The sequence below is a fragment of the Peptostreptococcus russellii genome (assembly GCF_003012055.1).
Classification (GTDB): domain Bacteria; phylum Bacillota; class Clostridia; order Peptostreptococcales; family Peptostreptococcaceae; genus Peptostreptococcus; species Peptostreptococcus russellii.
The window spans coordinates 125,201-137,490 of the sequence record NZ_JYGE01000002.1 but is presented as its reverse complement, the minus strand read 5'-3'; the positions used below and the strand labels follow the sequence as shown (position 1 = coordinate 137,490).

10 protein-coding genes are annotated in these 12,290 nt (G+C 35.0%); 8 read left to right on the top strand and 2 right to left on the bottom strand.

What is annotated here, in order from left to right; translation table 11 throughout:
• Window positions 1–64: 64 nt before the first annotated feature.
• Window positions 65–208, bottom strand: coding sequence for an SHOCT domain-containing protein (locus UF10_RS01520; RefSeq protein WP_106776083.1), 144 nt, complete (start codon window positions 206–208; stop codon window positions 65–67).
• Between the two features lie 407 nt (window positions 209–615).
• Here UF10_RS01520 and UF10_RS01515 point away from each other — a divergent pair, with 407 nt between their 5' ends.
• The 8 genes from UF10_RS01515 (at window position 616) to UF10_RS09315 (ending at window position 10,318) form a co-directional block, all read left to right on the top strand.
• Window positions 616–969 (top strand): plasmid mobilization protein, encoded by a 354-nt coding sequence (locus UF10_RS01515; RefSeq protein ID WP_106776082.1) that lies wholly within the window; start codon window positions 616–618, stop codon window positions 967–969.
• A gap of 1 nt (window position 970) precedes the next feature.
• Window positions 971–2,314, top strand: a complete 1,344-nt coding sequence (locus tag UF10_RS01510; RefSeq protein ID WP_106776081.1) for a relaxase/mobilization nuclease domain-containing protein — start codon at window positions 971–973, stop codon at window positions 2,312–2,314.
• A gap of 379 nt (window positions 2,315–2,693) precedes the next feature.
• A complete protein-coding gene (locus tag UF10_RS01505) occupies window positions 2,694–3,527 on the top strand; it encodes a hypothetical protein (RefSeq protein ID WP_106776080.1) in 834 nt (277 codons plus the stop codon).
• Window positions 3,528–4,070, top strand: a complete 543-nt coding sequence (lepB, locus tag UF10_RS01500) for a signal peptidase I (protein ID WP_106776079.1) — start codon at window positions 3,528–3,530, stop codon at window positions 4,068–4,070.
• A gap of 58 nt (window positions 4,071–4,128) precedes the next feature.
• Window positions 4,129–5,256, top strand: a complete 1,128-nt coding sequence (locus UF10_RS01495; protein ID WP_106776078.1) for a DUF7601 domain-containing protein — start codon at window positions 4,129–4,131, stop codon at window positions 5,254–5,256.
• A gap of 8 nt (window positions 5,257–5,264) precedes the next feature.
• Window positions 5,265–6,251 carry a class B sortase gene (gene srtB, locus UF10_RS01490; protein WP_330403884.1) on the top strand — a complete coding sequence of 329 codons (987 nt, stop codon included), beginning with the start codon at window positions 5,265–5,267 and terminating at the stop codon, window positions 6,249–6,251.
• 19 nt (window positions 6,252–6,270) lie between these two features.
• On the top strand, window positions 6,271–6,900 hold the full coding sequence (locus tag UF10_RS01485; RefSeq protein ID WP_242969008.1) for a Spy0128 family protein: 630 nt from the start codon (window positions 6,271–6,273) through the stop codon (window positions 6,898–6,900).
• Window positions 6,887–10,318 carry a DUF7601 domain-containing protein gene (locus tag UF10_RS09315; protein WP_242969007.1) on the top strand — a complete coding sequence of 1,144 codons (3,432 nt, stop codon included), beginning with the start codon at window positions 6,887–6,889 and terminating at the stop codon, window positions 10,316–10,318. Before UF10_RS01485 ends, UF10_RS09315 begins: the two co-directional genes overlap by 14 nt.
• A 301-nt stretch (window positions 10,319–10,619) precedes the next feature.
• Here UF10_RS09315 and tnpC read toward each other — a convergent pair whose 3' ends face one another.
• Window positions 10,620–12,194 carry an IS66 family transposase gene (gene tnpC, locus UF10_RS01465; RefSeq protein WP_242969006.1) on the bottom strand — a complete coding sequence of 525 codons (1,575 nt, stop codon included), beginning with the start codon at window positions 12,192–12,194 and terminating at the stop codon, window positions 10,620–10,622.
• Window positions 12,195–12,290 lie beyond the last annotated feature (96 nt).

Genomic DNA, 12,290 nt, shown 5'->3' with positions numbered 1-12,290 from the left:
TCATATAGTTAGTCTCACTTTTGTATTTCTCTATACAATCCTATTTTACCGCGATTAGTTAAATTTAGCAGGTCAAATCTGAAGAAATATTATATTTTTCCATAAGAAGTTTTTTAATCTTAAAGTATTCTTGCTTGTTTATTAACTTTTCACTTAATAATTGCCTGAGCATAGCAAGCTGAATGCTATATTCTAATATGTCCTCCATCTATTCTTCCTCCTTTAAAAGACCACCAAGACTTTCTTTATTCTCATAGACTACTTAAGTCCCCTTATATATAACAGTGAAAATATAACCATCTTGATTCGCTATTTTAAAAAGTTTTTAAAAGGATTAAATAAAAAATGGACACAGAAAAATCGGCTAATCCACGCTGACAATTCTTCCAAAGTGCGGTAATATTAGAATATAAATCAAATACTTAGCTTAATGCCTGCTTTTAAAAACTTTAATGAGCAAGCACAGTAAGTGTACGGACACTTACGAGAAAATTGATGAAGCGGACCTTTTTAGGCTCACTTCTTTTTATTCAATTTTCTACTTGTTCCTATCGGAATGATTTAGGGGTTACCCCTAATACCCTGTTATAAATATAAAAGAAAAGGAGAATTCATATGACAAATAGATTTAGGAATGAACGTCTTGAAATTAAGTTAACGACAGAAGAAAAAGAACTTTTTAAAAAGAAGCTTGAAATGAGCAAGTCAAAATCAATGGGACATTTTATTAGAAAATGTGTACTTGAAGCCCCTATCTTTGTGATTGATATGAATATCTTTAGAAAGCTTCAAACTCTTATAGGAAAGAATTCAAATAACATCAATCAAATTGCAAAGCGAGTAAATAGTACAGGCATAATCTATAGAGAAGATATTGAAGATCTTAAAAAAGAGAGTGATGATATCTCAAGGGAAATAATTAAAATTCAAAATATCCTAACAAGAAAATATATGAATAAGGCTGATTAAAATGGCAATTACAAAGATACATCCCATTAAATCCACTCTCAGCCTTGCAATTGATTATATTACTAGCGATGATAAAACTAATGATCAAATATTATTAATTTCTGAGGACTGCTCTCCTGCAACTGCCCATCTACAATTTATTAATACAAGGGAAGTCAATGATACTAGAGGAACAGTTTTGGCTAGACATTTAATACAAAGTTTTGTTCCTGGAGAGGTAAGCCCTGAAAAAACACATGAGATAGGTCTTTCTCTGGCCAAAGAAGTTTTAAATGGTGAATACGAATATGTACTATCAACCCATGTGGATCGCAACCATATTCACAACCATATTATTTTTAATAATGTTAATTGGAAAACTGGAAAATGCTATCAGTCTAATAAACGAAGTTACCATAGAATTAGGTATCAAAGTGATAAGCTCTGCAAGGAAAATAATCTTGTTGTCATTGATGAATACTATGAGAAATACAAGAAAAAATATAAAACTAAAGGTAAATCTTATAAGGAATATCAGGAGAGAAAGAAAGGTACCTCATGGAAGGGTAGGCTTCAATTTGATATAGATAGAGCAATTAAGAAAGCTAAAGACTGGGATGATTTTCTTAATCTTATGAAGCAATATGGATATGAAATCAAGAATGGAAAGCATATTTCTTTTAAAAAAATAGATGGTCAGCAACGTTTTACAAGGGCTATGAGAATAGGGGAAAATTATACTGAGGAAAGATTAAAAGAACGTATCTTAGAAGAAGTTGGCATAAAAAACAAACGCACTAAAGCCCCTTTTAAGCCTTTAGATAATGTTATTGATATAAGTGCTAATGACAAGGTTAAAAGCTCTCCTAGGTACAAGTATTGGGCAACAAAGCATAACCTTTCTACTATGGCAGATACTATTAACCAGGTTAGAACTGAAGGTTTTAAAACACGAGAACAACTAGAAAAGGCTCTCTATGAAAAAGCTGCCGAAGTTCAAAATCTTCTTACAGAAAATAAAGAAATTGAAAAACTTATAGAAGTAAAAAAGAATATTATGGAGAACCGATATATCATAGAACAGTATAAAGAAATTCATAAATATGCTAAAGCACATCCTGAGGACAAGGCTTTTATTAACGAATATAGCCCTCAACTTATGCTTTATAAAAAAGCTGTTACCGAGAGTTTCCTGGACTCTGATGTTATACCTACTACCAAACAAATATACGAAGACCTTGAAAAACTTCATACAAAAAAAGAGTCTCTCATTGAGAAACTTAATCATTCCCGCCAAGAGCAGGACAGGTTGTATCAGTATAAGATGAATTATGATAATTATCTAGGGAAAGAGGTCGAACGATGAGTTCGATATTAAACCTAGTTATTATTCTTCGAAAAATCTATATATTTTCTTTCTTTTAGAAAACTTGTATGCGTTTCCTTTTTCTTGTTGATATATTTAACTCTTTTATGTTACCTCTATTAGCAAGGGAAAAAGTCTGTTTGCTAACTATAATCTATGCTTTTCCTTTCATTATATTTTTAAACACACTGTTCCTATACTTTAAATGAATAATTAAAAAGTATAGGCAAAATTAAAAGGTTCTTCATAGTGTGTATTATAATACTGGACTTTCCAACAATTAAGCACTCGATAGTAATAATTCTAATTTAAAGAAACCAATAAATGCTGTATACTTAAATTATAGCTTTGTTTTAATTATAATTGGGGGAAGTCAAAAATGAAAGAAAATGAATGGACAAATAGCATGAAAAAATTGCTCCAAGGAGCTAACCTTGGAGATAATATTTACTTTGATACATTAAATAAAGTTCCTTATGCACAGGAAATTCTATCCTACGATTTAGATTTTAAAATGAATAAGGAACATACAATGGCCTTTGAAACTGATTTACTTGTTTTTGAAAAAGAGGAATCAGTAATAAAGCCACGTATCATCATTGAATCTAAGATTAATAGCATTACAACCCATGATGCTATTACATATAGTTATAAAGCACAGACACATAAAAATGTAACCCCATATATTAGATATGGGATTATGTTGGGTAATAGAAAACATTATCCCTTACCTGGTAGATTGTTTAGACACGGCACTAACTTTGATTTTATGATTAGTTTTAGGGGTTTTATATTATCAGATTGTGAGAAGCTGGCTTTTATAGAGCTTATTAAAAAGGAGATCTCTTATTCACAGAAAATTGAAGAAATGATTTATGAAAGTCGTAATAAAAATAGAAAACATTATTTTATGCTACAATATGAAGCAATTGGGGATTTACCTATTTTAGACCCGTTAATTTATGACATTGATTATAGTAAACACTTGGAAATTTTCCCTAATTATGAAGAGAGAACAAAAATAGCTGAAGATATATCCTTTTGGCATAAGCCACCAAAGCATGTTTTGAGACAAGTTATATCTATGCAGCATACACCAACTGGTGAGACCGCTTTCGATAACAAGGTATATTTCCCTGTTAAAAAAGGGTTGCCTTTCCATACTCGTTTAAACGGAAACCTTGAATATCTAAGTTTGAATATGGAAGCGTGAATGATGAAAAAACAGGTTGATATTGAGACAGAAAAAAAAGCAATACAGGAACTATCACTTGCACAGGATATCATTCAGTTGCTTTTGAAGATTGTGATTATTATTTTTGCAATCATTCTTATTTTTACATTCCTGTATGGAATTGCAAGAATCAATGATGTATCTATGAAACCGGCAATCAAAGATGGAGATCTGGTCATGTATTACAGGCTGGATAAGAGATTTGTATCTGGTGATGTGGCAGTATTTGAAAACAATGGAAGGAATACAACAGGTAGAGTTGTTGCAGTTGCAGGGGACACCGTAGATATTACGAAAGATGGACTGAAGATAAATGGTGCAGACCAGGTATCACAGGATATCTATTTTGATACCACTCAATTTAAAGATGGAGTGGATTTCCCGATAACAGTCGGAGAAGGTCAGGTATTTATACTTGGCGATAACAGACCGCAGGCATCGGACAGCCGAACATTTGGCTGCATTGATTTGAACGATGTCAAAGGAAAAGTTATAGCGGTTATTCGGACCAGAGGAATCTAATCCTCTCCTCTGTTAATCAAATATAAACTAATCAAAATTTCACAAAGGAGGAATTATTATGAGCATAAAAACATTATCTAAAAAAATGCTCGCTATTGTTGCAGCAGGTGCTATGACAATGGGACTTGTAATGCCGACATCGGTATTTGCAGCAGAAGGGGACACGACAACAGAAGCCTACATCAGTAAAACCTTTAATACAGAGGTTGGAAAGGACGAGACATTTTCTTTTAAAGCTGAACAGGTGGGAGGTAATACTGAGAATGTAACTATTCCGGATATTAGCTTTTCAGCCACTGATACAGAAACTACAACAAAAAGAGCTCAAGTTTTATTTCCAGAGTGGACAGATGCTGGCAAATACGAATATACAGTAAAAGAGACAGCAGCTACCCCTGCAATTACTGATACGGAGCACCAGAAAATGATTATGTCACAGGCTGAATATACAATGGATGTATATGTTTCAAATGGTGACAATGGACTTGAGATTTCTAACATTATCGTTAATAAGACAAAAGACGATAAGGGAACAGCAGCAACAGGTAAAGTAGACATCAGTGATACGGATAATAATGGATTTAACTTTACTAACACCTATGTACAGGAAGCCGGTACCGGTATTGATCCTGATCCGACAAAACCAGATCCGACTTATGTTACAGATGGTTCTTTAAATGTAACTAAGACAATCGTAGCAAATGGTGGAACATTAGATAAAGATAAAGAGTTCGCTTTCACAGCAACATTTACTTTCCCAACAGGAACAGATGCAAATACACTTGGTGGTGTAAAAGATGCTGATGGAAATAAAATTACAATCAACGAAGGCGGAACTTATACATTTAAACTGAAAGCAGACGGAAATATGAAATTAACAGGTGTGCCGGTAGGAACACAGATCAGTGTAGTTGAGTCTGCAACACCAAACTATAAAGGAAGTGCAGAAAGCGTATTTAACGGACAAGTACAGACTAATGTAGTGGCTGGTAAGTACAATGAGGCTATTACTGTTTCAGGTAAACTTGGACAGAAACAGAATAAAGTTGATGTAACCAACACATACAATTTCGTACCGACAACTGGTATTATCATGAACACTCTTCCATATGTTCTGATGATCGTTCTTTGCGGTGCAGCACTGATGGCATTCGTTGCTTTCAAACGCAGAAGATTACAGAAATAATTTTATAAATGAACCTGGAAAGGGGATGTGTGCGGCGTTGCTCCACCGCATTTCCTTTTTCTAAATCAAGAAGAAAAGCAGGAATATTTCATATGAAAAAAATAGCAAAGTTCATAGTGAATGGAATCGATCATATGGTAAATCTGATAGCATTGTTGCTGGTTCTTATGACAATGTTCCTGTCATGCTATATGTTATGGGATTCAAACCAGGTTTATCAGGCGGCAGATGCGAAAAACTATGAAACCTATATTCCAACAGAAAAACATACAAAATCATTTGAAGAATTACAGAAAATTAATCCGGATGTGATTGGCTGGATCCGGGTGAACGATACTAATATCAATTATCCGCTGTTACAGACAGATGATGATGATACTTATATGAATACAGATGCAGAAGGAAAATATTCTTTAAGTGGAGCTATCTTTTTGCATTGTGGTAATAAGCCAGACTTTTCAGATTTTAACAATATTATTTATGGTCACCACATGGAAAAGGAAAAGATGTTTGGTGATATCGGTAAATTTACAGATGAGACATATTTTGATGAGCATCCGTATGGAAATCTTTTCTTTGACGGAAAAGATCATGGAATCGAATTCTATGCATTGATGCAGGTAGATGCCTATAATGAAACGATTTTCAATGTGTGCCCAGACACATCAGAGGCAAAGCAAGCGTATCTGCTGGAAATAATAGACAATGCTTTATATAAACGAGAGTTGAACATTACAGAAGATGATCATCTGGTTTTGCTGACCACATGTACATCTGATATGACAAATGGAAGAAATGTATTAGTGGGAAGGCTGACAGACCAGGTTTATCCGGAAAAAGAAAAAGCAAAGAATCTTGGCACGGGAATTGATCAATTAAAAGATATGATTACGAATGTTCCGGTTATCATTTGGATGATTCTGATTATTATAGTCTTACTACTGTTGAATAGACAAATAGGAAAGAAGGGAAGGAAAAAACATGAAAAGAATTGAGTTAAAAAAAGTCAGCATTGTGTTCCTGACCATGCTTCTTTTCCTGAGCATACAGATACCAGCCTTTGTAGCTGATACTGATACTACAGTGAAAATACCAGTGGAACAGGTATTTGACAGCAAAAATACGGATGTTTCGGATGAATTTATGTATGCTTTGCTAACAGATCAGTCAGATGCACCAATGCCTGATGGCAGCAGCAATCGGCGATATGTCTGGAACATGAAAGGCAATATAGCTACGGAAATTACCATGAATATCAGAAATGCAGGTCAGTATCATTACAAAATCTGTCAGATAACAGAGAAGAAAGAAAATTATAGCTATGATGAGAGAAACTATGATATTACAGTGGAAGCATTTTATAATGCAGATAATCAGTTGAAAGTAATAACGGTGGTTGAAAACCAGGATGGAGAGAAAGTTTCAGGAATTTCTTTTAAAAATAGTTATACTTGGCAGGGAAAAGATAAATCTGGACCATCATTGATATCAAAAATCAGTAAGAGCAATAGTGTAAAGACTGGAGATGATAGTCCTATCATGGGATATTTTACATTATTACTGGGTTCATTGGTTTGCCTGATTGCTTTGATCAGAGAAAACCAGAGAAAGAAGAAGGGAGATGCACAAAATGAGGCACAATAAGTGGAATAAATGCTTGAAAATTGCATGTTCCTGGATTTTGATTTTTTCTATGTGCTTTTTATCTCTGAATACGGTAAATGCATCAGCTGAAGATACAACCGCTTTTGAATCAGAAAGTGAAACCGGAGATACCGAAGCATTTACAAGTGATACAGAAATAGAATCAGAGCCATCTACAGATCAGTTTACTTCTGAAAGTGAAGAAACAAAACAGGAAACGGAGAAACAAATTCCGGACAGTATCGAGGTGGAACAGCTGAATGCTGAAATTCAAAATAGAGTTGCGAATGGTGAAGTGCCATCAACAGATCGAGTAAAGTATGTAGATGAAGATGGAAAAATGATTGAGGGAGCACCGACAACCATTGAGCTTGGAAAAATTTCTGATCATACAGAAATAACCATAGCTGATAAAAATTATGAATTTAAGAATGCCAAAGTAAGTGATGAAGACTGTGTATTTATCGGACAGTATGAAAATTATATTTATTATAGTACAGATGGCAATATTGCAAAGAAGCTAACAGATGAACAGTTGCTTGTAATGACTTACTCCGAGAGTAAAAATTCTGTTAATGAAGAAATCGAACAAGTAGCTACAGAAGATACGAATAAATCGGAAGAATCGACGGAACAGATTATTGATAATGAAGGAGGAACTGAGCAGCCAGAAGAACTGAACGTCCCAGAGAGCATATCTGTACAGAGCCTGGATGAAGCATTACAGATTAGTGTCGCAAATGGTGATGAAAATGCAACATCAACAGATCGGGTAGAATATGTCGATGTAAACGGAAGTCCTATCGAAAATGCACCGACAACGATTGAACTTGGAACGATTGCAGATCATAAAGATTTAGCAATTACTGGAAAAAATTATGAATTTAAGAGTGCAAGAGTAAATGGAAAAGATTGTGTCTATATCGGAAAATATAATGACACTGTATATTACAGCACCGATGGTGTGATTGCTATCAAATTGGATGATGGTCAGAAACTTACAATGACTTATCAGGAATATTACAATATTAGAGTCAATGAAGAAATCCCGGAAGATGGAGTTGCTGGTACGATTACGACAAAAGCAGGAACGGTAAAGGTAAATACTGCTGACACGATACGTGTAAATGCTGGAGAAACGTGGAAGTTCACCGTGAAACCAGGAACAGCTAATAAAGTCAGATATAAAATTGGAAGCGTTACAGCAGCAGATGCGTCTACAAGTATTAAACGAGTATCTGGAGATGAATATGAAGCCTATTATGAAGCAAATTTTCAGAAAGACGATACAGTAACGATTGCATATGATAAAATGGGTGTATATCGTGTAACGATTAACACCGAAGACAATAATGGATTTGAATATATCAATATTGAGCATAGTAAAGAGAATGGATGGGACTATTTACCAGAACAACATAAACTTGTATGGACATATACGGAAGATAAAGTGAAGTACGATGGATCTATTGATGTTCCAAAATTTGATACAAAAATAGGATATAGATTGGTTCATATGGCATTAAATGGAGAAACAGTAGCAGCTTCAAGTAGTAACAAGGAGGTTCCAGATGGAGTTGGACCGAATAATGGCGTGAAAGGCCATGCTGGTAAACTTATTGTGAATGCCCAAATAACCAAACAGTATAAGAAAAACGATAATGAAAAAGATTGTGGGTTCGAATACAGTTTCAATGTGCAATGTGAAGACGGAGGATGGAGAGATTTTATTTTTAATTTAGCTCCGTATCAAACAGGGCAGCAGGTTTTAACCGTACGTTTAAAAACAGACAACCGTCGAAGTGGTGAAGGTATCGATGTTGTCATGTGGGATCCTGATCAGAATAAGCTGGTTCCAATGAGAGATAATGATACGGTAAATATGGATCCTGTGGGAGAAAAAATAGCAGTAACTTTAAAGAAAAGACAAGTGAGAATATTTTTTGCAAAGCCAAAACCAGGATATCGATTTGCAGGAGTGGGTGTAGACTTTGCACAGACGTCAGGTGGAGTTAGTACTGATGGCGGAAAATCTAGAGCTTTTGTAGATGATCTAAATAATATGAATGCTACTTCTCTTGGAGAAAAAGAAGAATTTAGAGTTTATGATGAAATTTGGGAAGCAGCTAAAGAAGCAGCAAGTAGTGCAGGGTATGAAAAATTTTTGGCATTTGCAGGAGAGAAGACAACACATAATACCGATTGGGAATTGTATGCAGGCTATTTCATGTCTACGAAAGAAAGCGTCTATGTACATTACAATTCTGGTGCCGGCGAAGGTGTGCTTCCGGCAGATGCAGTTGTGAAAAATATTCCGTATAATGAGGAACTTGATACTAGAACAAGCAAACCAATGCAGTCTTATGGAGAAAATCCAAACACCCATGAGGGAACAAGAGGTATGGGAAGCACCTTTCGAATAGGGGAGGAATGGCCAGAACCAACCTGTGAGGGATATGAATTCCTTGGCTGGAAGCTACGTCTGACTCCAATGTTTGAAACTCCACAATATAGTGATAAGTTATATCAGCATAATGAAGTCTTTTGTATTTCTGAAGAGAATTATGAATTTGCCGCAAACCGTAACCTTCCAGTGTCTGTATGGAATGATGAGGTGGGATATCAGATTGTAGCCCAGTGGAAGAAAATTGATACGAAAAAGGTAGAAGTGAAGCATTGGCTTAAGGTACCGGATAGTACAGAAAAATTGGGAAAGACAGCAGCAGGAACCATTTCCTTTGCAACAGAAAATGAGAGTGTTAAAGCGTACGCAAAACCAGAAGCAAACGGAACATTTCCAGGTTATGTTTTTGATACAGTAGATACTCGGAACCAATTAGAAAATGAAGTAAAAAATGATTCGTCTTCTGATACAATTACACTTAATCTGTATTATAAACCAACTGTTTTAACGGTAAGCAAAACCGTAACCGGATACAATATGGAACCGAATAGATCGTATGAGTTTACAATAAAAGCCGTTCCACCATCAGGAACTGATGCAAGTACCGCTACTATAACGGCTGGGCAGATTTTCATAAAAAAAGGAACTGATGCAGTAAAGAATCTCACCTTTACAAATAATCAGGCTACGTTTACCCTGGCAAAAGATGAATCCGTAGACATTAGTTGTCTGCCAACAGGATGGACATATACAGTTACTGAAACTGATCCTGGAAAGAATTACAAGACAAGCTATAAATTGAATGGCAGTGATGCAACTGATGGAACAGTAGCAAAAATCATAACTTCAACAACAGGAAATGATAAGGTTACGTTTACAAATGCATCTACAGTGGCACCTCCGGAAACAGGAAGAACCTTTCATGATAGCGAATGGATTTTATTGCTGATTGTTATATTGGTTATAAGTGCAGGTGGCATGACATTTCTTAGAAAAATGAAAAAGCGTTATTAGACAAACAGGAAGAATTATGCTTGAAATGTGTGAGTGAAAAGTATGATTCTTCCTGTTTCAATCAATGAGTTTATGTACGGAACAAAGAAAAGAGAGCGAGGTGAGCACCTATGCAGCTTACAAATACAACGGATTATGCAATCAGGATTGTCTGTTATTTGGCAATAAAAAAGCGCAGGGTTACAATGGCAAAATTAGCTTCTGAATTAAAGATTCCGGAGAGCTATATTGTAAGCGTTTGATAATATATGTATTGTATAATTATAGGGATATCGCTATGATATCCCTATAATAGTATTTATTAAGATTTACATGTATTTTGTATTTGTTCATCCCAAGGCATCATTAGATCTAAGACCTTTGGGTTGGTTTTTAAATTATTACCTGGTAATATTGACAGTATATGCTCTAAATACTTGTAGGGGTTTAGTCCATTTGCCTTTGCTGTTTCTACCAGTGAATAGACAGTTGCACTTGCATTCGCCCCTTCAGGACTACCACAGAAGGTCCAATTTTTTCTACCTACTGTAAATGGTCTTATACTGTTTTCTGCAATATTGTTGGAGATGACACAGTTTCCATCTTCAAGATAGGTCTCTAATTTATCCTTGTGGTTTAGGGCATATTGAAGGGCCGTTCCAATCTTTGATTTAGGAAGTACTTTCTTGTTTGCGCTTTCTGCCCATGACCAAAAGGCCTCTAGAACTGGTTTTTCTTTTTCTAGACGCTTAATTTTTCTATCTTCTGGGGATAGGTTTTTAAGTTGCCTTTCCCAGTCAAATAGCTGGTTACAATATGCTATTCCTGTGGCTGGTAAGGTTGCTTCTGGACTTTTCATATCTTTAGGGAGAGCATCTGAAAAATATCTTCTTACATGAGCCCAGCATAAACAGTGATGGATATCTTTTACTTTGCCATAACCTGAAAATCCATCTGTGTGAAGATATCCTTTAAATCCTTTCAAGAATTGTTTGGCATTATCTCCAGATCTGCCAGGTGCATATTTAAATATTCTAATCCCTTTATCAGCATTAGCTGAAGTAGAGTATACCCACATGTATGATTTTGTGGTGTTTTTCCTACCCTCTTCATTTAATACTTGGACTGGAGTTTCATCGGCATGTAAATACCTATCTTTTAGTAGCTCTTCTTGTAGTTTTTCTACTACTGGACTTAACCATTCTTCTGATGTTTTTATAATCCAGTTAGATAGGGTTGCACGACTTATTGGAAAGCCCATCTGTTTCCAATCTTTTTCCTGGCGGTAGAGTGGAACTGATTGTACAAACTTTTGATACATTGTCCATGCTACACTTGAGGCTATAGCATAGGAATGTTGAAGTACAGGCTCTGGTGTATTTGGGTTAAAGATTCCAGGCCTGTTTTCTTTCTTACACAATCTGCATTCATATGTTTCTTGATATATATTAACTACAGATATTTCTGCTGGCATATATCTAATTTCTGATCTTATGAATTTTTTACCTGCAACTGAAAGTCTATTTCCATCTATTGGACATATTTGTTGTGATTCTTCTAATCTGAATATTAGATTCTGGCTAGGTAAGTCTTTAAATAGGTCTTTTCTCTTGTATCCTTTCCTAGTTCTTTTAATTGGCTCTTCAAAGGGAACTGGTTCAAGTTCAGATGTATCCATTTCTTTTTCTGCTTCATTAAATAGACCTAATTCCATATCACTAATCACTAGTTGACCATCTATGGCAGAGGTTTTTTCTGTTTTCCTTCCATAGAGTTTTTTGATTAAGTATTCTATGTTTTCATTAGCCTTTTTTAACTCTTCTCTAAGGCCTTCTATGGTTTTGTTTTGAAATTCAATTGTATCTTGAAGTGTTTTTATTAAAGAATTATTATCCATTGGGAATTAGCCTTTCTTTTCTGTTTTTTCTAATCATATTATACCATTTTGAAAGGTCAAAAACAAGAAAAAAGATGGCTGAAATCATTTGAATTT